General features: G+C 49.5%; 21 protein-coding genes and 1 riboswitch. Of the genes, 19 read left to right on the top strand and 2 right to left on the bottom strand.

Going from position 1 to position 24,767, the window contains the following annotated elements; all coding sequences use genetic code 11:
- Positions 1-53: 53 nt before the first annotated feature.
- The 11 genes from ACFSUF_RS01520 to ACFSUF_RS01470 all read left to right on the top strand — a co-directional run bounded on the left by ACFSUF_RS01520 (position 54) and on the right by ACFSUF_RS01470 (position 14,196).
- Positions 54-1,418: an O-antigen polymerase gene (locus ACFSUF_RS01520; RefSeq protein WP_377599417.1), complete on the top strand. Its 1,365-nt coding sequence runs from the start codon at positions 54-56 to the stop codon at positions 1,416-1,418.
- A complete protein-coding gene (locus ACFSUF_RS01515) occupies positions 1,372-2,670 on the top strand; it encodes a polysaccharide pyruvyl transferase family protein (protein ID WP_377599415.1) in 1,299 nt (432 codons plus the stop codon). The genes ACFSUF_RS01520 and ACFSUF_RS01515 overlap by 47 nt, the downstream gene beginning before the upstream one ends.
- Entirely contained in the window at positions 2,621-3,742 is a 1,122-nt protein-coding gene (locus ACFSUF_RS01510; protein ID WP_377599414.1) for a glycosyltransferase family 4 protein, read from the top strand. The genes ACFSUF_RS01515 and ACFSUF_RS01510 overlap by 50 nt, the downstream gene beginning before the upstream one ends.
- Positions 3,743-3,764: 22 nt before the next feature.
- Positions 3,765-4,934: a glycosyltransferase gene (locus ACFSUF_RS01505; RefSeq protein ID WP_377599412.1), complete on the top strand. Its 1,170-nt coding sequence runs from the start codon at positions 3,765-3,767 to the stop codon at positions 4,932-4,934.
- A gap of 55 nt (positions 4,935-4,989) precedes the next feature.
- The gene (locus ACFSUF_RS01500) at positions 4,990-6,519 is read left to right on the top strand and encodes an oligosaccharide flippase family protein (RefSeq protein ID WP_377599410.1); all 1,530 of its coding nucleotides are present in this window, start codon (positions 4,990-4,992) and stop codon (positions 6,517-6,519) included.
- On the top strand, positions 6,516-7,868 hold the full coding sequence (locus tag ACFSUF_RS01495; RefSeq protein WP_377599409.1) for a sugar phosphate nucleotidyltransferase: 1,353 nt from the start codon (positions 6,516-6,518) through the stop codon (positions 7,866-7,868). Before ACFSUF_RS01500 ends, ACFSUF_RS01495 begins: the two co-directional genes overlap by 4 nt.
- A gap of 102 nt (positions 7,869-7,970) precedes the next feature.
- Positions 7,971-9,116: a hypothetical protein gene (locus ACFSUF_RS01490; protein WP_377599407.1), complete on the top strand. Its 1,146-nt coding sequence runs from the start codon at positions 7,971-7,973 to the stop codon at positions 9,114-9,116.
- A gap of 120 nt (positions 9,117-9,236) precedes the next feature.
- On the top strand, positions 9,237-9,740 hold the full coding sequence (locus tag ACFSUF_RS01485) for a hypothetical protein (protein WP_377599405.1): 504 nt from the start codon (positions 9,237-9,239) through the stop codon (positions 9,738-9,740).
- Between the two features lie 76 nt (positions 9,741-9,816).
- Entirely contained in the window at positions 9,817-11,091 is a 1,275-nt protein-coding gene (locus ACFSUF_RS01480) for a hypothetical protein (protein ID WP_377599403.1), read from the top strand.
- Between the two features lie 395 nt (positions 11,092-11,486).
- A complete protein-coding gene (locus ACFSUF_RS01475; protein WP_377599401.1) occupies positions 11,487-13,001 on the top strand; it encodes a spore germination protein in 1,515 nt (504 codons plus the stop codon).
- A gap of 40 nt (positions 13,002-13,041) precedes the next feature.
- Positions 13,042-14,196 (top strand): Ger(x)C family spore germination protein, encoded by a 1,155-nt coding sequence (locus ACFSUF_RS01470; RefSeq protein ID WP_377599399.1) that lies wholly within the window; start codon positions 13,042-13,044, stop codon positions 14,194-14,196.
- Between the two features lie 235 nt (positions 14,197-14,431).
- On the opposite strand, the gene ACFSUF_RS01465 is transcribed toward ACFSUF_RS01470, so the two are convergent.
- The gene (locus tag ACFSUF_RS01465; RefSeq protein ID WP_377599397.1) at positions 14,432-15,532 is read right to left on the bottom strand and encodes a GerAB/ArcD/ProY family transporter; all 1,101 of its coding nucleotides are present in this window, start codon (positions 15,530-15,532) and stop codon (positions 14,432-14,434) included.
- A 188-nt stretch (positions 15,533-15,720) separates the two neighbouring features.
- Positions 15,721-15,927, top strand: a riboswitch (cobalamin riboswitch).
- Between the two features lie 140 nt (positions 15,928-16,067).
- On the opposite strand from ACFSUF_RS01465, the gene metE reads away from it, so the two are divergent.
- The 4 genes from metE to ACFSUF_RS01445 all read left to right on the top strand — a co-directional run bounded on the left by metE (position 16,068) and on the right by ACFSUF_RS01445 (position 20,804).
- The gene (metE, locus tag ACFSUF_RS01460) at positions 16,068-18,377 is read left to right on the top strand and encodes a 5-methyltetrahydropteroyltriglutamate--homocysteine S-methyltransferase (protein WP_377599395.1); all 2,310 of its coding nucleotides are present in this window, start codon (positions 16,068-16,070) and stop codon (positions 18,375-18,377) included.
- A 177-nt stretch (positions 18,378-18,554) separates the two neighbouring features.
- Complete coding sequence (locus tag ACFSUF_RS01455) at positions 18,555-19,322, top strand: amino acid ABC transporter substrate-binding protein (RefSeq protein ID WP_377599392.1); 768 nt, start codon at positions 18,555-18,557, stop codon at positions 19,320-19,322.
- A 61-nt stretch (positions 19,323-19,383) separates the two neighbouring features.
- Complete coding sequence (locus tag ACFSUF_RS01450) at positions 19,384-20,043, top strand: amino acid ABC transporter permease (RefSeq protein ID WP_377599390.1); 660 nt, start codon at positions 19,384-19,386, stop codon at positions 20,041-20,043.
- A 14-nt stretch (positions 20,044-20,057) separates the two neighbouring features.
- Complete coding sequence (locus ACFSUF_RS01445) at positions 20,058-20,804, top strand: amino acid ABC transporter ATP-binding protein (RefSeq protein ID WP_377599388.1); 747 nt, start codon at positions 20,058-20,060, stop codon at positions 20,802-20,804.
- A 69-nt stretch (positions 20,805-20,873) separates the two neighbouring features.
- On the opposite strand, the gene ACFSUF_RS01440 is transcribed toward ACFSUF_RS01445, so the two are convergent.
- Positions 20,874-21,368 carry a spore coat protein gene (locus ACFSUF_RS01440; protein WP_377599386.1) on the bottom strand — a complete coding sequence of 165 codons (495 nt, stop codon included), beginning with the start codon at positions 21,366-21,368 and terminating at the stop codon, positions 20,874-20,876.
- A gap of 135 nt (positions 21,369-21,503) precedes the next feature.
- On the opposite strand from ACFSUF_RS01440, the gene ACFSUF_RS01435 reads away from it, so the two are divergent.
- The 4 genes from ACFSUF_RS01435 to ACFSUF_RS01420 are packed head-to-tail and all read left to right on the top strand — an operon-like array spanning position 21,504 to position 24,745.
- Positions 21,504-22,556, top strand: coding sequence for an ion channel (locus ACFSUF_RS01435; protein WP_377599384.1), 1,053 nt, complete (start codon positions 21,504-21,506; stop codon positions 22,554-22,556).
- Complete coding sequence (locus ACFSUF_RS01430; protein WP_377599382.1) at positions 22,556-23,044, top strand: hypothetical protein; 489 nt, start codon at positions 22,556-22,558, stop codon at positions 23,042-23,044. The genes ACFSUF_RS01435 and ACFSUF_RS01430 overlap by 1 nt, the downstream gene beginning before the upstream one ends.
- A 16-nt stretch (positions 23,045-23,060) precedes the next feature.
- Positions 23,061-23,420: a hypothetical protein gene (locus ACFSUF_RS01425; RefSeq protein WP_377599380.1), complete on the top strand. Its 360-nt coding sequence runs from the start codon at positions 23,061-23,063 to the stop codon at positions 23,418-23,420.
- Positions 23,417-24,745, top strand: coding sequence for a glutathionylspermidine synthase family protein (locus ACFSUF_RS01420; protein WP_377599378.1), 1,329 nt, complete (start codon positions 23,417-23,419; stop codon positions 24,743-24,745). The genes ACFSUF_RS01425 and ACFSUF_RS01420 overlap by 4 nt, the downstream gene beginning before the upstream one ends.
- The last annotated feature ends 22 nt before the right edge of the window (positions 24,746-24,767 follow it).

Here is a 24,767-nt window from a genome sequence, read left to right as displayed (position 1 = left end):
GATGCTATCCATTCCCGGCACAGGCCTTCTTCAGAAGTAAGGAGTGAGCAGCAATGAACAAACGTGTTTTGCATGATGTGAAAGTGTGGTGGTTCAATCCCGCGATACTGCTCGGACTGATCGGAACGATCATTATCACGGGTGCCGCCGCCATACCGGCACAGAATTACTACATGTATTACCGTGTCACAAAGTACATTACGCTCGGTAACGTGATGTATATGATCATGCCGCTCCTCTGCTTTTTGACAGGCTGCCTGCTGGTGTTCCAGCTGTTTCGGCCGCTAAAGAAGAATGCCGGGTTTTATACGGAATTTGAGTCCAATGCAGGCTTGTACAGGAAAGCGATATTTGTACTCTTCTTCCTGACAGTTACGGGGTACGCCTTGTGGATGCTTTCTCTGATCCGCAACGGCGCCACACCCGCCACATTCCTTAATGTACTGGCAGGGAAGCAAAATGCGATTTTTGAGATCAAGCATAATTTTTTGACCAAGGTATCCGGTGTGACTTCCTTAACGAATTTCGGTGTTCCATTTATGATTTTGTCGATGTATTTCAGTTATTTGTACAAAGACAAAACGGTGCGCCGGATGATGGCTGTCATCGCCCTGCTTGCCGTTTTCCGGGCTATCTTCTTTGCTGAACGGCTGGCTATTCTGGAACTGCTTGTCCCGTCCATCGTCATTTACGTGGTCATGCGTCTCAGGGACGGGAAACGGATTCCGCTGATCGGCATGTTTCCGGCGATAGGATTTGCTTTTGTTGTAGTGCTGTTCGGTATCGGGGAATATTTCCGTTCTTGGGTCAATTATTACATGTACGTTTATCCATCTTACTTTGACTTCATTACGACCCGGTTTTTCGGATACTACGTAAATGCGCTCAACACCGGTATGCTCTACTTTGAGCACTTGGGAGCAGGTAGTAATCCGTTTCCGTTCTTTACATTAAATTGGTTCTGGGAATTCCCGCTCATTAGCGGAAAGTATGCGCAGCTGTTCGGTACCGATCCGGACGCAAACGTGCTGAATGTGCTTACGACAATGGGGAATCCCGAATATAACAACCCGTCGGGCATCATGCTTCCGTATCAGGATTTCGGCCTGGTCGGCACCGCCACGTTCTGGCTCCTGCTGGGAGCATTGACCGGTACGGCCTATACGTTGTTCCGCAAAGGATATATGCTCGGTGCCATGTTATATCCGATCTGGTTTCTGGGACTGACGGAGCTGCCGAGATATGTGTATTTCACGACTGGACGTTTCTTTCCGGCCTGGATTTCCTTCTTCGGAATCCTCGCCATCGTAGCTTTTAGAAAAAGATTTGCAGCAACACCATATAAATCAAGGGTTGGGGAGAGAACTTTCTATGAAAATTACAATCATGAACGCTTACACGTGGTTCAACAAAGGTGACGCCGGCATTTTGATGGGGCATTTGAACGAAATCAATGCGGTGGTGGAAAATCCGGAGATTCATATTCTTTCCTTTACGCCGGAAGTGGACTATGACCGTTACAGCAAGCTGCAGAACGTGAAATCCGTGAAATCCAACTTGCTCAATCCTTATCCGTTCAAAAAGACCAAAATGGGCAAGCTGATCGCCATCTCCAAGCTGGCCGTCATCAGCGCGCTGCAAATGATTCTGTTCTTCCTGTTCCGCGGCTTGTTCGTGAATGCGAATAAATCGATGAAGACGCTGAAAGAAAGCGATCTGATCATCGTCTGCGGCGGCGGGTTCCTGGGCGGGAATAAATTTAACAGCCTGATCCATCTGCATCAGATCTTCCTGGCGACGTTCCTTGGACGCAAAGTTGTGCTATGGGGAACTTCTGTAGAGCCGCCTACGAACAAGCTGATCAAAAAGATTACCGAAACCGTGCTGGGCCGTCTGGATTTCGTATATCCGCGCGAGGACGTAACGGTGAAATACTTCCAGACGTTCCTTCCGAAAGACAAATTTGCTTTCACGCCGGACCTTGCGTTCATGGTTCCGAAGAAGAACAGCCCGCTGGTAGACGACATTTATGCGCGCCTGCCGCAGGACAAAACGCTGATCGGCCTTACCGTCCGCAAATGGCATTTCCCTAAGAGTGCGGATAAAGAAGCGGCCGCAGCCAAGTACAAGGAATCTGTTGTGACGTTGATCCGCCGGATTTCCCAAGAGAAGAACGCAGTGTTCGTGTTCATTCCGCAGGTTATTTTTGACGGGGACGATGACCGCATCATTGCTAATGAGATCAAGAACATGCTGCCTGAGAAAGTGAAGGACAGCTTCATCATTTTGACGGAAGACCTTAGCCCGATGGAAATTAAAGAGCTGATCAGCCGCTTCTACATTTTTGTAGGAACACGTATGCACTCCAATATTTTCGCTACAGGCGCCGAAGTGCCGACTGTTGCGATCGCTTATGAGAAGAAAACGAACGGCATCATGCAGATGCTGGAACTGAACAATTATGTTGTCAACATCGAAGACATTACACCGACGAACATTGTGGAGATGGTACATCACTGCTTGCGTTCCCGCGAGCGCCTGCATGAACATCTGGGCCGTAAAATTCCGCAAGTTCAACAACTGATCCGCAGCAAATCTGCATTTTTGGGGGAAATCACGAATGAACATCACCATCTTGTCGCTCAGAGGGCCAACCAACTTTCCACATAAAGGAGGGGCGCGCGAGTACATCAAGTATCTCGCGGCTCCGTGGCAGAAGGAAGGGCATAAGATCACGCTCGTGTGCGGAATTGAGAAAAAGTACGGGCTGCCGGGGCATGAATTCGTCGACGGGATCGAAGTGATCCGCATCGGCAAATCGGGAACGCCGATTTTGGCCATCTGGAAGTACTACTGGAAGCATCTGCGCAAGAGTACGGATCTGCTGATTGAGAACATGGTATCGTTCCCGATGCTGTCGCCGATGCTGGCCCCGGGGAAAAACAACACGACGATCGTGCATCACTTGACCGGGAAAGCGTATTGGACGACGCAAAGCCTGCCGAAGGCGATCATCGGGACGTTCATGGAGCGTGTCGTTCTGCCGGTCGTGTACCGGCGGACCAAAATGGTGGCCGTCAGCGAGCTGACCCGAGGGGAACTCGTACATAACGGGCTGCGTGAGGACCGCGTTGAGATTATCGAGCCCGGGGTAGACAACAGCTACTTCTGCCCGGACCCGTCCGTGGCGAAGGAGCCGCTGATCTTCTACATCGGCCGTATGGGCGGCGTTAAGAAGGTCGATCACCTGATCAGCGCGTTCAAGCAGCTGTCCCCGTCATATCCGGAGCTCCGCCTTGTGGTGGCGGGGCCGGGCGAGACGGAGGAGCTGAAGAAGCTGGCCGGCGACGCGCCGGTGGAATTCGCAGGGTTCCTCAGCGAGGAACAGAAGCGGGATTTGTATCGTCGGGCGATGGTGTTCGCGAGCCCGTCGCTGCGTGAGGGCTTCGGCATCACCTATGTCGAAGCAAATGCCTGCGGCACGCCTGTCGTCGGCTACAAGATCGACGGGCTGGCCACGGTGGCGGACGGAGCCGGAATCTTCGTGGATTCCGGGGACGTGGATGCGCTGGCGGACGCGATGGAAAGCATCGTGGCCGACAGCGGGCTGCGCCGCCGGATGGAGGAGGCGGCGCTGGCGAGCGCAGCGCGGTTCAGCTGGAAAGTATCCAGCCGCAAGGGGCTGGCATACGTGAAAGCTGAACGGACGGCGAAAGCTGCCGTGACCGGGGCGCAGTTGTGAGTTCGGGGAGGAGGAACCGTCCGTGAAAATAGTAATGGTATCGGAATGTCTTGGCGGAGGTGTGCTCACCTATGTGCAGACTCAGGCTAATTTCATGGCGCAGGAAGGCCATGACATCGTTCTGATTTACTCCCGCAGGGAACAGACACCGCCGCCGGACACATTAAGAGCGATGTTTGATTCTCATGTGCGGATGATAGAGGTGGAGTTTAAACGGAGCAGTGTATGGTCTTTCGTACGCTACTCCCGCGAGCTTCGCAGGCTGGTTGACAAGGAACAGCCGGATGTAGTGCATTATCACTCCAGTTTTGCCGGACTGTTCGGACGCATGGCTGTGAATACGAAGGGGATTTCTTCTTACTATACTCCTCACGGTTATGCGTTTCTGCAGATCGTGAAAAGCAAGCTTGCCCGGAAAATCTATTTCCTAATGGAACGCGCCGCTGTCCTCATGGACCGCAGTACCGTCATCATTCCGATCTCGGCATCGGAAGAGGCCGCAGCACTGGATGTTTCCCTGAAAGCTGCGATCGTGAAGGTTGATACAGGGATCGACATTGAGCTGCTTGAAGCCAAACGCGCGGGCATTGATTCTCAAGTACGGGCTGCCTCCCGTAAGCAGATTGTTTCGTGCGGCCGGTTGTCGCAGCAGAAAAACCCTCTGTTGTTTGTAGAGGTGGCCAAGGAATGCGTGAAGCGCGGTGTGGATGCCGACTTTCTGTGGATTGGCGGCGGTGAACTGGAAGGCGAAGTGCGGGCAAAAATGGCGGAGTACGGTTTAGAAGACCGCATTCGCATAACGGGCTGGGTCAAGCATGATGAAGCGATCCGGGAAATGGATCTCCATACGGATATTTATCTGCAGACTTCCCTCTGGGAAGGGCTGCCGATTACGGTACTGGAGGCCATGTATCTGGAAACCTGCGTGATCGTCAATAAAGCGCCTGGCAATGTGGATCCGATCGAACACGGCCGCAACGGTTTCATTGTCTCCGATGCTGCCGAATTCGCGGACGTAATCGAGTTCGTCCTGAACGAGCCTGCCCGCAGGGAAGCGATCAAATGTTATGCAAGGCAGCATATCGAGGAGAACTTCAATATGAAGCACAATACGCGCAAAATGCTGCAAAAGTATACGGATGATCTTCGCCAATCCGCTTCGGAGAAGCTTGCGTTATCCGTAACAAGATAGATTATAGAGAGTTCGGCCTATCGGACAAATACTGTTTTTTGGGAGTGCATGCATCATGGGACAAGGGCGGAACGTACCGGGCTCGGGCTCGGTCGTAAGGAGCGCTTCATATAATACGATCACCCGGGTAGTCAGCGCCTTTTTCGGTTACATCAACCTGGTACTGGTAGCAAGGATTCTGGATATTAACGATTTCGGGATCTATGCCTTTCTGATCAACCTGTTGGCTATCGCATATATCGTAGCAAATGTGGGGATGGAAAATACGCTGCTCGTGCTGCTGCCGAAGCGGAGGGAAACCGGGGATTACCGGGATAGCAACGGAACCTTAGTAACGGCTCTGGCCTATACTTTAGGCGCGTCGATCGTGCTTTTGGCGGGGTTGTGGCTTGCAACGCCGTTATTCAGCAGCATGTTCGAAAGCACGCATTCCATCCGGCTGTTCTTTCTGATTATGCTGGCTTCGATCCCGTTTCAGGCGATTGTCGTGTATTCCCGGGTTGTCAATCAGGCGAATTTCCAATTTCTGCGATCGACCTTTCCTGAGAATGTCATCCGTCCCGTCAGCTATTTCCTGATGCTTTGCGCCTTTCTGCTGTGGTTCCGGGATATGGGGGAGCTTGTGCTATGGGGATACCTTGCCAGCTTCATCCTGGCCTGTGCTTTTGCTTACACCTGGGTAATGAAATCGACGAAGCTGTCGTTCCGCCGCTCCGATGTAAAGCATGACGCGGAAGTAATCAAGCTTGCTCCGCAGTTTATGTCTATCCAAATGCTTAACCAGATTGCGCCTTTCGTAGTGACGTTCATTATGGGGCTGTATCTGGCGGCCGAGTTTCTCGGTTACTTCCGGGCTTCCCAGCAGACATCGGCGTTGATTGCGTTCACGCTGCGTTCTCTGGAGATGGTGTTTGCTCCGATGATCGCTACATTGTATCTGACAAAAGATATGCCTGCGATCAGCAGGTTGTACAAAAGCATCACGAAATGGATTTTTGCTACGGGCGGATGGATTTCCATCGTGGCCATCATCGGTGCGGAACTGGTTATGAACGCATTCGGAGACCGTTTTGCCACCGCTGCCTATGCACTGCAGATTTTGGCTGTAGGCCAGCTGGTCAATGCCGCTTCCGGATCATGCGAGTATTTGCTGATGATGACTGGCAGGCAGAAAACGGTTGTGTATACGACCGTGATGCAGGTAGCTTTGGTAACTGTGTTAAGTCTGGTCCTGATTCCGGTATGGGGACTTTTGGGTGCGGTACTGGCCGTATCGGTCGGCATTATTGCCTTTAAAGCAACATTAATTGTGATTGTCTACCGGAAGCTGGGCATTACGCCTTTCTCCAAAACCTATTGGGGTACGGCAGCCAGTATCCTTATCTCGTTCCTGTTTACCTATGCCGTATATCGTGCGGTAGGAACGGAGGATTGGATGCTGTCCCTCGCCGTTCTGGCGGCGGCTTCTACTGTAAGCTTCGTGCTGCTTTTCTGGAAATTAGGCCTGTCGGCCGAGGAAAAAACGACCGTCTTCGCAAGAGTGAAACGCTTGTACATCAAACCTTCAAGGAGTGGAGCCAGATGAAAATTATTTTGCTGTCAGGGGGATCCGGGAGCCGGCTTTGGCCGCTGTCCAATGATGCCCGTTCCAAACAATTTCTGAAGGTGCTGGAAACGCCGGAAGGCGAGACTGTATCGATGGTGCAGCGGGTGTGGGAACAGATTCGTTCCTGCGGATTCGAGGGCGAGGCTGTCGTGGCTACCAGCAGCACGCAGGTGGAGATTTTGCGCAGCCAGCTTGGCGAAGAGGTACCGTTAATCGTAGAACCGGAACGCAGAGATACGTTCCCGGCAATTGCGCTGGCTTCTACGTATTTATATTCGGCGCAGTCCGTCAGCCTGGATGAGATTGTGGTTGTGCTGCCGGTAGATCCTTATGTGGAAAACGAGTTTTTCCATAAATTGAAAGAACTGGAATCGGCTATCCGCCAGACGGAAGCGGAACTAGCGCTTATGGGCGTGTACCCGACCTATCCTTCCACGAAATACGGTTATATCGTTCCTGAAGAAGATGACGGATCGGCTTACCGGAAAGTGAAGAAGTTCGCTGAGAAACCGGATGATCTGACGGCCCGTCTGCTGATGGAAATGAACGCTTACTGGAACTGCGGCGTATTCGCTTTCCGTCTGGGCTTCATGATCGATACGCTGATCGCCAAGCAGGTGCCGGTGCAGTACGACGAACTGCTGAAGCAGTACGGTTCGCTTCCGAAAATCAGCTTTGACTACGAGGTTGTTGAGAAGGCAGAACAAATTACCGTCATTCCTTACAGCGGGTACTGGAAGGATCTTGGCACGTGGAACACGCTGACTGAAGAAATGTCTTCCGATACGCTGGGTGACGATGTATGCAGCCATGAATGCCGGAATACGCATGTGTTGAACGAACTCGATATTCCGATTACCGTGATCGGTCTCGACGATGTAGTTGTTGCAGCCAGCCCTGACGGAATTCTGGTTTCCGCCAAGTCGGAGAGCCACAAAGTGAAGGAATTGATGAAAGTCAAGCAAGCCCCTCGCTATGAAGAGAAAAAATGGGGCTGGATCCGCATCCTCGATTCGAACACGTATGACGGCGGCTACAGTGTCGTTACGAAGCGAATCGGCATTCATGCGGACAGCCATTTGGGATATCGGATGCATACGATGGTTGATGAAGTTTGGACCGTCGTGCAGGGAGAAGGAGAATTTATTTATAACGGAAACCGGATGCACCTGGCGCCGGGCAATGTCGTTCACATCCCGAAAAAGACGCTGCATGGCGTAAAAGCTTCGGGAGATATGGAAATTATTGTTGTCCAGACCGGACATGGACAGGAATCGGATGAAACGATTGAGCTGTATGACGGTTGGCAGACACAAGCCGCCAATTAACCGCAGTAGGGTATAGAGAGATAGACGCACCTTGACCACAGGACACAACCTAACGGAAAGGGCGTCTTTCCTGCTATTCCTGCGGAACTGGAGGGAACAACTATGACAAAGCATACTGGAACTGGAATGAAACCTTGGAAGAAATGGATGCTCGGCAGCGCAGCGGCGGTATTATTGCTGGTGCTTGGCGGAGCGGGATACTTGTACTATCAGATTCAGTCTATTACTACGGCTGATATTTTACAGCGCCATCCGGAACCGGGTGAATCCGGGGACTCCTCGCAGGACAAACCGGCAGCGCAGGTACCTAAACCCCTTTACGGCGCTGTGGACAAGGCTGGAGAGCTGGCTAATCAGAGCATCAATTCTAAAGATGCGATGGATGTGGCCGCTGTGCTGCTGAGATCAGGCCTGAGCATGAAAGAAATTATGTATTTGCAGGGCAATGCCACAGAGAAGCTTTCAAACGAGAAGAAACAGGAAATCCGTGATTTGCTTCTAAAGAAGCTTTCTCCTGAGGAGATTAAAGCATTGCGTGCCGTAACCCATAAATACGGAAAGGGATTAGTCATTCTAGATCCCGAATATCCGATTGAACTTGTCGGCGTATATGACGAGAAGGAACGTGCCCGCATTAAAGAGGAACTGAAGAAGAAGGCCCAGTCCACAGGAGCAGGCGATGCGGCGGATACAGGTAATGTTGTTTCTGCAGGCAGTGACAAAAACACAAGCGGTAAGGCTTCGGATCATCCGGATTTGTCGCAAGACAACAACGAGGTTAAAGATGAACCGAAAACAGCGGCGGCCAAGCCTAACGGGACGTCCGGAAATTCCGGATCGAAAGGATCAACAGGCACTTCGGGATCATCAGGATCAACCGGTACATCGGGTACCTCCGGCTCTTCCTCAGCCCGGAAGGCGGCGGAACGGAGATATGAAGGGAAACTGGCTTCCCTTAGGTCCAGCTGCCGCTCGAAGAGCAGCGCTATCATTGGTCAGATCAAATCCGAAGTCAGTGGAGGCTCCGTTTCCTTAAAGACACTGCAGAGCAAGTTCCTGCCGAAGGTGGCTGCGGCCGAAAGCTCCTGCGACGCTAAGTTTGAATCGATCATCGGTTCGGCTGTCAGTGAGTTTAAATCGAATGGATGGAGCCAGTCTGCCATAAGCCGCTGGAGATCAGAGTATAACAGCTCTAAGGCGGAGATGCAGGCTAGTGCAGCAGCCCAAATTTCTTCGATGATGAACTAGGAAACGGTACATTCTTGGAGGAGTTGATGCCTATGTGAGAAAGAATACCGTTCTCACGGGCTGTATGGCCCGAGTAAGAAATGTTGCAGTCATTGATTTATTTGAGGAGGACAAGCACTCATGATTAAGAAGAACAAATATGTCGTACTAGCGGTTTCTGCATGCTTGCTGATGAATGTTTCCGCTGCAGGTGCGTTAGCTGCGGCTCCGACGAAAGCTGTTGTAAAACCGGCAGTAAAAGGGTCGTGGGTTTCCGTTGCGGCCAAAGCGAAAGTGGAAGCAGAAAAAACGGACAAGAATGACAAGAATGACAAGGACAAGCCTCAAAACCCTAACCAGACTCAGAATCAGATTGATAAAGAGGCGGTTGCTGCTTTCCAGGAACTCCGCAAGGAAGCGGAAGCTGCTTTCACGAAGCTGCTGGTCCAGTATATGAAGGCCGGTACAGCGGAAGAGAAACAGCAATTGGTGCAGCAGGGAAAGTCCGAATTAAGCGAAATCTCCACCAAGTTTAACCAGACATACAATACTTATTCGGCAAAAGGCGCGAGCCAAAGTGTGCTGGATACAGCGCAGAAACAGTTTGATAACGGTGTAGAACAGTTATACAGCCACAACAAGTAGTGTCCATGGCAAGGCACACGTTCCCCAGGCGTGTGCTTTCTTCAAGACCAAATACAAGATGAGGTGATTTTTGATTATGAAATGGAACAAGAAAGTAACCGCTTCGATTATGGCAATGAGCATGTCTACAGGGCTTTTATCAGGGCTTCCGGTATTATCGGGAGATGTTGCAGGTAAGTTAGGTTTGGCATCCGTCGTTTCTGCGGCTGAAGCACGCCCGACCTTCATCGATCCTGCCATTACAGCAAGAATGGTGGAAATCCGGACCGCCCTGGTGGCAATCTCGCAGGAATATCCGCAAGATTTGGCTAACGTAAGAGCGGCCAGGGACCAGGTTAAAGCGTTGGACCCGAGCAATCCGGCTCACTTGAATCTGATCAATCCAACTTGGAATCAGGTGAAATTCCTGTTCCAACCGGACGAATATCAGGAAATCCGTGAGGATCTGCTTGGCTTTGTTCAAGCTTTGGCCATCACTTACTACGGTGATGGAAGTGAATTGGAAAATATCGCATTGCAGAACCAATTCAATGATACGGCCCGAAAGTTTGCCCTCAAGGCAGGAGTAGACCAGAACATTCGCGTGTCTGATTTTGCTGAATTTATTTTCGGTAATGACAGCTACACAGGAGTAGAGCCCATTGTAAGAAAGCATATTAAGGGCCTGAACATGCCTCAAATTTATGCACTTTTAGAAGACGACGCAGCTAAAAAAGAGTTTATGATAAAAGTATTGAAAGATGTCTTGGACGAGCCTAACGTGAATGACAACGTTATCGGTAAGATTCTGTCTTTCTACGCAAAGCTGTCCCCTGGTATTTTACCTAGTTTAGCAGAGACATCTGCGAATTTTGAAGCGAAGATCCCAGCAGGCCGCGCCGCGGGTAACGCGATGCTGTTCGCCGTCATGAGAACTGAGTCCGAAGCGTATATTTCCAAACAAACTGGCAACGGAAGAAAAGCTGAAGCCAATCTGAAAGTGCTTGGGCGCGAAGTTCCGTCTATGCTCGTGGAATGGTCTGTAAAGAAGGGGACTACTCCAACAGCAAAACTTACATCAGACGGTGACATTACGATTGAGAAGAATCAGTCTACAGGCAGCGTAACTGCTGTAGCTACCGTTCTGGGGCGCCCTTTGGCTGAGGAAACCTTCACATTAACCGCGGGCAAACCGGGTAACGGCGGCGATAATGGCAGCCCTCAAGAGGAGTATCAGGCAGCAATCCAGAAGCTTACCGTCCAGTTCCTTATTAAACTTCAAAATGCAACTACCGAAAAAGAGCGTACAAAACTTTACCAGCAATATTACAAAGATCTGCAGGAACTAGCCAAGAAATATGAGGATAAATAACCTGCCGAAACAAAGCAAAGGGTAAGCAGCCAATTTAAATAGCCCCCTTGTCAAGGTCATTTAAAAGAGACGTTAGGCAGCATGACAAAAAAAGATGATTCCTGTTCTGAAAGTATGGACGGGGGTCATCTTTTTTTATCTCCATTGTTATCCGGATTTTTTGATGAGTGAACCTATCAAAGTGTTAAGTACTTAATTAGCATTCAATTAGAAGATGTATTTACTTTAATATCCTTTTAAAACGATTCCAAGCCGTTGTCGGCATGGGTTCGTTTTCTAATTGGCGTCATGTTGCAACCTGAATGAATGAAATCCATCAAAGTGGTATTCATTTTGAATATGTCTTACTTTATTTGGAATAATAGCAATGACAAAGGTAAGCAGGAGGATCTTTCATGAGACGGTTTAATAGAGGTGAATTCAGAAAAAACAAAAATATTTATCAAATGAAAATTACTAACCTGGAAGAAGACAATATAAATGAGTTTACAACGGACATGGAGCAAAACGAAAAGATATTAAAAGAAGCGTTTGAGGATTGTTCTGATTTGGAATACCGAAAGATTGAAGTTAAGCATAACCTTCAGTGGCTCATTGTTTACATTGATAATTTAATTGATAAAAATATGCTTGAAGAGCATGTAATTAAACCAATGTTAAAGAGTGTAAATAGGGATACGGTTCAGTTGAAAGAAGTAGACATGAAAAATGAAATTATATCCATAGGAACCACGAATAACTCTACAAAAGTGTCGGATACCATAAGAAACGTCTTAGAAGGGCATGCCGCCATTCTAATGACAAACAGCAACAACGTAATGACGGTTTCAGTTCCGGGTTTATCCAAAAGAAGTCTTGAGGAAGCGTCATCCGAACCGGTAATACGCGGACCAAAAGACGGCTTCATCGAACAAATTTCCACAAACATAAGTCTGATACGTTCTAGACTTAAAACTTCACAATTAAAGGTAGAGTATTTCACCTTAGGAGAGATTACCCAGACTCGAATCGCGATTTTATACCTAAAGGGTATTGCGCCGGACACATTAGTTGAAGAAGTTAGAACAAGATTAAAGCCAATTGAGCTTGACGGAGTTCTCGACTCAGCTTATATTGAAGAATTTATTGAGGATCAACCGTTTTCACCATTTCCCCAAGTGCTTAACACGGAGCGCCCCGATGTGGTATCCGCTGAATTGCTTGAAGGAAAAGTAGCCATAGTTGTGGATACTACCCCCTTTGTCCTTATTGTTCCGATGACGTTCTGGACAGGACTACAGGCAAGTGAAGATTACTATATTCGTTGGCCTGTAGCTACTTTTGTTCGATGGATTCGGTTCCTCTTTATCAATTTTGCGATATTTGCTCCATCACTGTATGTAGCTATTACGACCTTCCATCAGGAGATGATACCCACTAATCTTTTACTTAGTATTTCTGGCTCGAGGGAATCCGTTCCCTTTCCTGCGATGATCGAAGCTTTATTTATAGAAATCATTTTTGAAGCCCTCCGGGAAGCAGGGATTCGTCTGCCTAAACAGATAGGCCCAACGATAAGTATAGTTGGAGGTATAGTTATCGGGCAAGCAGCGGTTCAAGCTGGATTAATATCTGCTCCGGTAGTAATCATCGTAGCCATCACTGGAATTTCCGCGTTTACGATTCCTCGATACACCTTTGCGAACGGAATCCGATTACTCCGTTTTCCCATGTTATTCTTAGCGGGGACACTGGGCCTTTATGGCATTGTTCTAGGATTACTAGGCATCATGTTACACGTGACGAACCTTCGATCATTCGGGGCTCTTTATTTTTCTCCAATAACGCCGCTTAAGGTTACCGCATTGAAGGATGTTTTGATTAGGATACCGATTTGGGCGAAATTTCGTCAACAGGGGAGACAGAAGTAACAACTCCCGGGAAATTGGGTTGAAAGTTGGAGGATAACAAATGAGATCACTAAAATATATGTTTCTTCTCTTATTCGTTATCATTTGCGGGTGTTGGGATCGTACAGAGATTAATGATCTAGCATTTGTTATGGGTACTGCCATAGATGTGGCGGACAATGGTAACCTGCTATGTACCATTCAAATCGCCGTCCCCTTATCTATTCAAGGAGGAATGAATGGAGGAGGGAGCGGCAACAAATTTTTCTATATAACCGCAGAGGGCAAAAATGGAAATGAAGTTCATGACAATCTCCAGAAAAAAAGCTCACGCCTTTTGTTTTACTCTCATCGCAGCGTCGTGTTTCTTAGTGAACGTTTAGCTAAACAAGGAATTGAAAATGTACTGGATATTTTTACTCATGATCCTAGGAATCGCTTGAAAACCTATCTTATGGTTGTGAAAGGGGGAGAAGCGCGGAATATTCTGAAATTGAATTCTCCTTTAAAGCAAGTACCGATTGAAGCGGTTAGAGGAATCGAAGTTTCGGGAGAAGATGTAGGAGTAACCTTGCGCGATTTTTTTATTGCATATGAAAGTGAGGGGGTTCATCCTGTTGTAGGGGTGGTTGAACAAGAGAACCGCTCAAACGATCCGCATAAGCAAGTATTTAGGGTATCGGGGACCGGCGTTTTTAAAAATCTCAAACTATCCGGTTTATTAGATGAAAGAGATACACTAGTGCAGTTGTGGGTGACAGGCAAGCTGAAGAACGGTCCTTTCACTGCCAAATTACCTAAAGGTAAGGGGCAGGTTGGGATGATTATAAACCATTTCGATCGTAAAATAATTACGCAGATTCAACGTGATTCAGTACATTTTAAGATCCAACTGAAAGGTCAAGGGAATTTAGTCGAGAATAATACCGAACTGGATATCAACGACCCCCAAAACTTGAAACTAATCAAAAAAGCGTTAGAAGATGCAGCCAAGAAACAAGTTCAAGATTTTATAATTAAAATCCAGAAGGAATATAAAGCGGATAGCGTGGGATTTGGACGGGAAATATATAAAAATTATCCGGAACAATGGGATATTTGGAAGAATAAATGGGATAAGCGGTTTCCAGAATCAAAGATATCGATTGAAGTAAACCTTTCGATAAGAGGAGCGGGAATGGTCCATTCTTCTTTCGAACAAAAGGAGACCGAATAATGTTCGTTGTACATATCGTAACTTTTGTTATATTAATACTGGGATGGACCATCTATGAAGCTCAGATTTTTCTAAATGCAAAACAGCTTAAAGCGGCTGTAATATATTGTTGTTTGATGGGATTATGTATGGTCCTAGGCTCGTTCTTGATTGCCCAGGTTCATATACCGAGTACAACGGTTCCTCCGAGAATCTTATTTGAGGACATCGGTAAAATGATTTTGCAGCAATGAATTTAAGGCACTGACTTCTTCCATCGCCTCTTTATCGTATCAATGATAAGCAGGAAAAGGGGCAATATAAAATGTGTAAAAAATGCATAACTGGGATACGTATTTCTTAGATAACTGGCTAACTCAGTGGAATAATTCACAAATATGGAAACAGATCCTATCACGGATAATATTGTTAATGGGACTACAAAGTTCCTGTAACTTTTCAAGTTAAAAAGGTGGGCTATGCTTATACATATAATAAAGAAGGTAATTGATACTTTTATAAAGCAACCCATAACCCATATAGCTACCGCAAAGGCCTCCAAGCGTTCAAAGCTTCCTTCTATACCTATATACTGAATTACGCTTAATACGGGAAAAGCCAATTTTTTTGTTAACGGCCCAAACATCATGATGAGAGGTAAAATAGTAATGCAGAAAAGGCCGGAAATGATTAACAATGAGATAAACGAAAATGTAGTTGCCTTCTTCGGTTGATTTAAAAAAGGAAGAAGCCACCCCAAAATAATAAATTGAGTTAAGTACGCAAGAGGGAATACAGTCGCCTGAAGGACGGGAACGACTCCCTTACTTAAGACAGGACGGAGCCGCTCCGGATCCGATTCAGCGAGCATGAGGAACAAAAGTGGTATGAGCAAAGTAAAGATGAGTAAGGCGAGAGACTCATTACATCTTGCGATGGCTTCGATACCCATATAGACTGCTATACCGCATATGAGTGCTAACGTTAGACTGACAATGACAGATGGAGTTCTTATGAGAAAAACGGTATTAATAAACTGTATGTGTTGATTAAGGATAATGAAATCAAAATTAAGCCAGTAATAAAGAAAATAACATCCCAGGAATTTTCCAGGCCATTTGCCTATAATTTGAGTACTATACTGTGTAATTGTCTGTCCCGGATAACGATTTGATAATATGATCATTATCCAAACATTTAATGCTGCGATCAAAGCCCCAGGAAAAATCGTGAGCCAAGCATCCTGTCTGGCTATTTTTTCCATTAGACTCGGTGCGACAAGAATCAGGGTGGGAGCAATAAAGGAAAAAACTAATAAACTCAGCTGAATTCCCGATATTTTTTCAGTGGTCTTCATTCGCGTTCTCCTTCTGGTCAGATACTCACCAAGTATTCCCATCTTAGTTTCTTGTATACGGTGCAAAACAATCTGGGAGTGGCTAGAGCCCCTCTGGAAATACATGATATTCTGGATATTCTCTTCCAGCATCGAGATTTCTTCTTGTAATTCCGAGTAATCTGATGTACTATATTGTAGATTACCCAATTGCATATGTGGGAACAGGTGTTGCGGCATGTCTAGACATAGGCGGCTGTAACTTAATAGGGAAGTTTGGTGCAATGCCAACGCGGTCCCGCCACTGTAACAGAGGAGTTTTCAGCAAGCAAGAATGCCACTGGCCTTACGGCCGGGAAGGGCGCTGAGGATGAGGATACTGGAGCCAGGAGACCTGCCTGTTCTGACGACACTGCTTAACCTACGGGAGATAGGGAGGTGTTGAGATGGCAGCCTGCGCATGGACTATAGCAAGGCATTCTTACCCATTTTGACATCGGGGAAGAATGTCTTTTTTTGCGTTCAAACAAATTGAATTTACAGGAGGCGCATCAACATGAGTCAAGCCGTTAATACGAGTTTAGGATACCCGAGAATCGGGCTGAAAAGAGAGTGGAAGCGGGCGCTGGAGAGCTTTTGGTCGGGCCGGTCGGATGAGGATGAATTCGAAAAGAGGATGAAGGAGATCCGGTTGAGCCATCTGGCTGCCCAGCAGCGGCAAGGATTGGATCTGATTCCGGTCGGCGATTTTTCCCTGTATGACCATGTGCTGGACACGGCGGCGATGTTCGGGCTGGTGCCCAAGCGGTTTGCCAAGCTCGACGATGGAGGCAAAATCACAAACGAACTGTATTTCGCTATGGCTAGAGGCAGCAAGGAAGCCGCAGCCTGCGAGATGACCAAATGGTTCAACACGAACTATCACTATATTGTGCCTGAGTTAGGCGGGACAGAGCCGAGTCTCCGGGAGAACCGGCCTTTACAATTATTCAGGGAGACCAAGCAAGAGCTCGGCATCACAGGCAAACCCGTACTGCTTGGATTATTTACCTTCCTTAAGCTTTCCAAAGGGTATGCAGCTCAGGACATCCGCCAATGGATTGGTAAGCTGCTGCCCTTGTACGCTGTAATTCTGAAGGAGCTGGAGCAGGAAGGAGCAGCTTGGGTCCAAATCGATGAGCCGATTTTGGTAACAGAACTGACGGAAGAGGACCGAGCCCTTGTGAACGAGATTTATAGTTATTTACGCGGAGCCGCACCCGGGGTCAACCTGATGCTGCAAACGTATTTCGATGCGGTGGACCGCTATGAGCAGATGGTCAAGCTGCCGGTAGCCGGGATCGGGCTGGACTTCACCGGCAACGGTGCCGTTCAGCTGGAGCAAATCCGTAAGTCCGGTTTCCCACTGGACAAAATTCTGGCCGTTGGACTTATCGACGGGCGCAACATCTGGCGGGCGGACCTCGAGCAAAAGCTGAAGGTACTTGCGGAGATTACGGCAATCGTTCCGAAGGAACGGCTTTGGATCCAGCCCTCCTGCAGCCTGCTGCACGTGCCGGTCAGCACAAGTGAAGAGAAGCTGCTGCCGGATGCGGTACTGGATGCGCTTGCCTTTGCCAACGAGAAAATCAGCGAAACGGTACTGCTCACAAGCCTGGTGAACGAAGGCCGATGGAATTCGGTAGAAGATGCGCAGCTTCTGAGCAACAAGGTGGCGCTAATGGAATTAAACACGCTTCCGGAGCGCCGTAACGAGGAGGTACGCGCAGCATCCCGCGATGCGCAGCAGCAGGATGCGGCCAGAGCGCTGCCTTTTGCCCAACGCAGACTGCTCCAGCAGAAGAAATGGATGCTGCCGTTCCTTCCTTCGACGACGATCGGAAGCTTTCCGCAAACACAGGAGATCCGCAATGCTAGAAGAGCATGGCGCAGCGGCGAGTGGAGCGAGGAGCGCTACCGGCTGTTCGTGCAGGAGCAGATACGGGAGTGGATCGCAATTCAAGAGGAAATCGGCCTGGATGTGCTTGTGCACGGGGAATTTGAGCGGACGGATATGGTGGAATTTTTCGGTGAAAAGCTGGAGGGATTTGTCTTTACCTCGAACGGATGGGTGCAGTCCTACGGCTCCCGCTGCGTGAAACCGCCCGTTATTTATGGGGATGTAACTTTCCGCAGCCCGATGACCGTGGAGGAAACCGTGTACGCCCAGTCGCTCACCGCCAAGCCGGTGAAGGGAATGCTGACCGGCCCGGTGACCATACTGAACTGGTCGTTCGTCCGGGACGATCTTCCCCGGGACGAGGTTGCCTCGCAGATCGCCGTCGCCATCCGAAACGAGGTTCAGGCACTGGAGCAGGCCGGTATCGAGATGATCCAGGTGGACGAGCCTGCTTTAAGGGAAGGGCTTCCGCTGAAAGCATCGCAAAAAGACCGGTATCTGCAATGGGCGGTGCACGCGTTCCGTATAGCGACAGCCTCCGTTCGGGATACGACGCAGATCCATACGCATATGTGTTACTGCGAATTTCATGATATGATCGACGCGATCCGGGACATGGATGCGGATGTGATTTCGATTGAAACGTCCCGCAGCCACGGCGAATTGGTTTCCAGTTTTGAGGAACATCGCTACGGGCAGGGAATCGGCCTAGGCGTATACGATATTCACAGTCCCCGCGTGCCGTCCGTGGAGGAAATGTCCAACATGATCGAACGGGCGCTGCAAGTGCTGGATCCCGAATTGTTCTGGATTAACCCGGACTGCGGCCTGAAAACGAGAGGGAAGCACGAAACGGTAGAATCTTTGAGACATATGGTAGAAGCTGCTAACCAGTTTAGAGCCGCTAGAGCCGTATTAACCTCCTAATCATTTGATCCGCCTTGAGTCTGATAGATTCCGCAGCTGCTTTTGATGCGGAATCTATCAGGCTTTTTCTGTTTCATGGGTCGACATAAACCGACATTCTATGTTATATTGGGATTCTGATAACGTGGTAACGTACTAAAGCATTTTATCCATTGATAACAAAGGGGACAGTCATTCATGAAGCGTTTTACAGCAATTTTCATTGTATTAATTCTATCGGCAAGCCTGCTGGCGGCTTGTTCCAGCTCTAAGGACAGCGGCAAGCTGGTGATCGGGATTGACGATAAGTTCGCGCCTATGGGCTTCCGGGACGACAAGAACGAGATTGTCGGTTTCGATATAGACTATGCTAAGGCGGCTGCCGAAAAGATGGGTGTGGAAGCGGAGTTTCTTCCTATCGATTGGAGCGCTAAAGAATCTGAATTGAACAGTGGTCGGATCGACTTGATCTGGAACGGATATACGATTACGGAGGAACGCAAAGGCAAAGTGCTGTTTACCAAGCCGTATCTGGAAAACTCTCAGGTCATCGTCACTAAGAAAGATTCCCCGATCCGCAGCATGAGTGACCTGACAGGAAAAACCATCGGATTGCAATCCCTGTCTTCGGCTGCCGATGCAGTGAACGGTAGCCCTCTCAAAGACCAAGTGAAGCAAATTACCGAATATAAGGACAATGTGCTGGCGCTGAGCGATCTGCGTATCGGACGCATCGAAGCGGTGGTCATTGACGAGATTGTCATCAAGTATTACATGTCCAAGGAAAAGGATGCGTTCTCCCTGCTGGATGAGTCGGTAGCACCGGAAGAGTACGGTATCGGCGTGAAAAAAGGAAACGAAGAGCTGTTGAACAAACTTCAAAAGGCACTGGACGAACTGAACGCCGACGGAACGGCAGCGAAGATTTCCCGGACCTGGTTCGGCGAAGACAAAGTATTGAAATAATGTACGCGGAACAGGATTTCCTTCCCGGAAATCTTGTTTTGTTTTTAAGGAGAGTGCAGGCATGTCGCCCGACTATATTCTAAATATGTTAAAACCTATGCTGGAAGGCGCACAAATGACGGTGCTGCTGTTCCTGATCGCCATTGCGGCATCCATTCCGCTCGGCTTTCTGCTGACCTTGGCTATCCGTAGCCGAATCAGGGCCGTTGCGTGGCTTAGCCACGGATATATTTACATCATGCGGGGCACCCCGCTGCTGCTGCAACTGCTGTTTATCTGCTTCGGGCTGCCGCTCATCCCCGGAGTGGGCGAATACCTGGTGTTGGACCGGTTCGTCGCCGCCTGCCTGGGCTTTACGTTAAACTATGCGGCGTATTTTGCCGAAATCTTCCGGGGCGGACTGCTCGCCATCGACAAGGGGCAGTATGAAGCATCTCAGGTGCTGGGCCTCAGCAGATGGCATACGACCACGAAGGTTATTCTGCCGCAGATGTTCCGCGTAGCGCTGCCTGCTGTCTCTAACGAGTCGATTACCCTCGTGAAGGATACCGCCCTGTTGTACGCGGTAGCCGTTCCGGAGCTGCTCCACTATGCGCAGACCGTCGTGAACCGTGATTTCACGATCGTGCCCTTTTTCATTGCGGGCCTCATTTATTTGATCATGACCCTATTGTTGACCCTGTTCTTTAAATGGCTGGAACACCGCTTCAAATTCGAGTGAAAGGAAGGTGCGGTATGGCGATCATCGAAGTAACCGACCTGAAAAAATCTTACGGCGCCTTGGAGGTGCTGAAACGAATCACGCTGGACATCAACAAGAACGAGGTCGTGGCCATCATCGGTCCTTCCGGGTCCGGAAAAAGCACTTTGCTCCGCAGCCTAATCCATCTCGAGGAGATCAGCGCGGGAACCATTCGGATAGCAGGCGACGATCTGGTAAGGAACGGCGTTTATGCCAAGCCGCAATACATCAAGCGGATCACGTCCCGGATGGGCATGGTATTTCAGCATTTCAACTTGTTTCCGCACTTGAAGGTACTAGAGAATCTGGAACTGGCTCCGCGGCTTGCGAAGCAGGGATCACCGGCCGAACTCCGCGACCGCAGCCGTGAGCTGATGCATAAAATCGGTCTCACCGAGCGGGCGGAAGCGTATCCTGCAAACCTTTCCGGCGGACAAAAGCAGCGCGTCGCTATCGCCCGGGCCTTGATGCTGAACCCGGAGATTCTGCTGTTCGACGAGCCGACCTCGGCTCTCGATCCGGAGCTGACCGGCGAGGTGCTGGAAGTGATGAAACAGCTCGCCAAGGAGCAGATGACCATGATCGTGGTGACGCATGAGATGGGATTCGCCCGGGAGGTGGCGGACCGGGTCATTTTTATGGATCAGGGAGAGATCATTGAATCGGGGACGCCGGAACAACTTTTCATGAACCCGGTCATGGATCGGACCAAAGCCTTCCTCCAACGGAGCTACAAATGAAGAAAACATGGACTCCCCCTCATGGGAGAATCCATGTTTTTCTTTTTACCGTTAGGAATAGGTCCCGTATTATAATTTAATCGCCTTCTCCGCATTTTTCACATCGGCTGCAAGCAGCCTATCGAGGTTATAAGCGGGGTACAGGTCCCGCTGATACATAAAGTTAAACACCTTTGCATGCATGTCAATTGCTTTGTTCAGATGCTTCCGGAACGTTTCCCGCAATTGGGGGGTAGCTGTCTCGGTAATGGCGATGGAATAATTGCGAACGGCTGTTTTGGCAAAAATCAGCAGCTGTCCCGCATAAAATGGAGTAAGGTCCCCTTCCGCTACCGCTCTCATTGGCTTAGGAGCTTGAGGGTAGTAGGCCAACAGCTCTTCCAGGTTTTTCTCCAGGTTTTTGATGGCCTCCGTATAAAGTGCCTTCAGCTGAGCGTCCTTCACATTCGGCATATTCATTTTCAGCGCCGTCAAATTATTCGATTGAAATGCAGTCAGTTCATGCAATTCTAACGTTTCATGCCAAGCAAGGTGCTCTTCAGGCTTTCTGTATTCTTGCGACAACGTAATCCCTCCAATGCTGTAATGGTATACCTTATGCAGGCAGGTGCGGAAATGGAAAGTTGTCTGCAAAAGGATACAGGCGGAGCCCTGAGTGGAAACTTTTTTCCATGATTTCCGTATATATGCTGATTGGAGGTGTTTGCTATATATACCATCAGGAAGCTGGCAGCATGGATCAGGAAATTCAATACCGCTTCTTTAGTGACGTCGGCTGTCGTACTTGTGCTCCTCAGTTCATGCGTCATCCGGCTGCTGGAGCCGGACCGGTTCCCTTCTTTGTTTACGGCGGTCTGGTACGTGATGACTACAGTGACAACAGTAGGGTACGGCGATTTGTATCCCGAAACGGTCCCCGGCAAGCTGGTTGCGATGCTGCTGTTCCTCTTGGGGATCGGTCTGATCGGTGTAGTAATCGGCAAAGTAGTGGACGGATTCGCTGCATTTACAAGAAGGAAGGAGGAAGGGCGGATGGATTATCAGGGCAGAAACCATATTGTAATGATCGGCTGGAGCAAAAAAACGCAAATTGCCGTGGACGAGGTTCTGGATTCGGACAATGCGGCCGAAGTCGTACTGATCGACGAGTTGGAACGAGCTCCGCTCCAAAGGCACAGGTTCCATTATATTCAGGGGGATCCTACGGATCCGGGGACGCTTCGGCGGGCGAATGCGGCTTATGCCAGATCCGCGATCCTGTTTGCGGACGAACGGATTCAGGATGCTTCTCTGGTCGACGGAAAGTCGCTGCTGGTTGCTTCCACCATTGAAAGTCTGGCACCGAATGTGTATACGACAGTGGAAATTATGCAGGAAAAACATATTCCCAACTTTCAGCATGCCAAAGTCAATGATTTCATATTATCTCAGGAAACCATCTCCAGACTGGCCGTACGTTCCGCTCTCACCAGCGGGATTACCTCCTTGTATAACCGCCTGATCCGCAAAGGGGAGGAAGCCGGTGAAGGAGAGCTGTACGAAGTCAGGCCGTCCCGTGTTTGGCGTACGTACGGGGACGCTTTCGAGGCGCTGCTGGCTGAAGGAGCGACGCTGATCGGCGATCAGCACCATTTGGGTGTAACTCAGCGGCTGGGCGAGGAACTGCCAAAAGATGCGAAATTGTATGTGCTGTGTGAGGAAAAGAGCTATCGTATCATCTTATCGAAATACAACGCTGGAGGAGAGGCCTGATGGCATCAAGTGACACGATTGACTTAACTTATCTGGAATGGGATGAATCCCGCAGAGAGTCTTCCTCCGTCTGGCTGCAAACCGGCGTGGCCCAAGGCGAACTCTTTCTTGCCAAGCTTGTAAACGCCACTTTGTTCCGGAACCGGCTGGGAGAGCACGTATCCAATGAGACGGACCAGTACGGTCATGCCGCTGTGTACATAAAACCTTGGATGGACAGCTGCCTGCCCGAGTACGGTGCAGCGGTCCGTGAAGCGTTGTTTGATTATTGCGACGTGTCGGAACAGATGGAGATGGAATATTGGCGTTTTGAGGAGGGGCGGTTTACCAAATGGATTAAGGAACCCTTATCCTCCGCTTTGGCTGCTGCTTCCATCCTGCTGGATCATTACCGGACGATCCATTATACGGATTATGAAGTGTTGTATGCTGTCCATGATTTGGACCGGAAGAAAGTCGTTATGTTTTTGAAACAAACGGATGAATAGATAAAGGAGTGTCCACATGAATCCACAACAGATTGACAGCTGGTACCGTCGGGAATGTGCTTCGGCAGGTGTACCTGAGGAGCAGGAGAAAACGCCTTTGGCCAAAAAAATGCTGGCCTTTACGCTGATGGTCGCTTTGCCGGTCGCCGCCACGGGATGTTCTTCCAATGCACAAGCCGATGCTTACAGCGAATGCCGGTGGGAGAAGGAACAATACGGTTACGAATATGATTGTGACGACGATACGAGCTCCGGTAGCTGGTATAAGAAGAAAGGATATTCCTCTAAGCACTCTTCCATCTCAACCGCCGGGGCCTATTATAAAGCCAAAGGCTTCGGAAGCGGGGGAAGCAGCAAGGGGTCGTGGGGCGGTTGACGAAAGGCAGGATCGTAAATCTCCCCGTTCCTTATGATGCAGCGTTTGCGGGCGAGCGCGGAGAACGTATTCCTTACTACAGAATGTACGGGAAGCCCTATTGCCTGCCTTCCCTCACTGTGTATACAGTCAGCGAGGTCGAGAGGCTGCAGGAGGCTGCGGAGCGGGTGGATCAAGTGTACAACAAAGTTCTCCTATTTGTGCAGAGGGAACTGCCGGACGTTTTTCTGGTCAAAGTGCTGGGACTTCGTCCCGATATGCTTTCTGCCGCCCGTATAGAAGTGCCTTATCACGGTGTTTCCCGTCAAGACTGGATCTTGACACCCGCCGGGGAGTTGAAATGCATCGAGAACAATACCGACACGCCTACCGGCATACCTGAAGCTGCTTGGCTGGCGGGGTCTTTCATCCAGGACTGCCCGCAGTACAGGAATCTATCGGCTGGGATGGACGGTCTCATCCGGGACGCTTTTGCAGCCTTGATCCGCTATTATCGCGAGCAGGGTACGGAGGGGGATGTCGTTTTCAGCAGCTACGGCTGGCATGAAGAGGACTCGGCCAATGCGAAGTATCTGCTTGAGCAGGTGAAGGAAGCCGGGGTGGAAGCGCGGTTTGCGCCCTTGGAGGAAATCGAGATTGTTCCCGGGGAAGGCCTATACCATGACGACAAGCGCATCGGCATCTGGTACCGGTTGTATCCGCTGGAATATTTGGCGGACGATCAGGACGATCAGGGCAACCCGATCGGCAGCGAGGTGTTCCGGCTAGTACAAGACGGGCTTCTTGCCGTGATCAACCCTGTGCAGAGCCTGATTACACAAAGCAAAGGCTTCATGGCGCTCATCTGGTCGCTGTATGAGAAACAGCAGGCGGTTACGGAGCTGATGGGCACCGAAGAGGCGGTATTGGACGCAGCTGACATGGAGACAATCCGGCGTTATTTGCTGCCAACCTATACAACGCCGCAGCCTTTTTTGGACCGGTCGATCCCGTTTGTCTCCAAAGGCTATTGGGGCCGGGAAGGCAAGGGAACGGTACTTCATGATGCCGCCGGAAGCGAAGAAATCGTGGAAAAGGGCAACACGGACCCTGAAGAGGCGGAGGAAATTACTTCCTATTACGCGCAGCAGCCGAAAATTTATCAGCATAGGATCCCGATGGAGGCAATTGCAGCAGACAGTGGGGAAGGTACGGTACAAGGGTATTTGCTTACAGGGGTGTACGTGATCGGACACCGGTTTGCCGGAATTTTGCCGCGGGTCGGGGGATTGATTACCGGTGATTTGGCTTGCTTTTGCCCTGCGGCGGTTAGGGACGAACAATAGACAAGGGAAGAGGGACGGGAAC

This window comes from Paenibacillus gansuensis (genome assembly GCF_042684925.1).
Taxonomy (GTDB): Bacteria; Bacillota; Bacilli; order Paenibacillales; family DY6; genus Paenibacillus_N; species Paenibacillus_N gansuensis.
The sequence above is the reverse complement of the archived record's forward strand: the minus strand, read 5'-3'. Positions and strand labels throughout refer to the sequence as shown.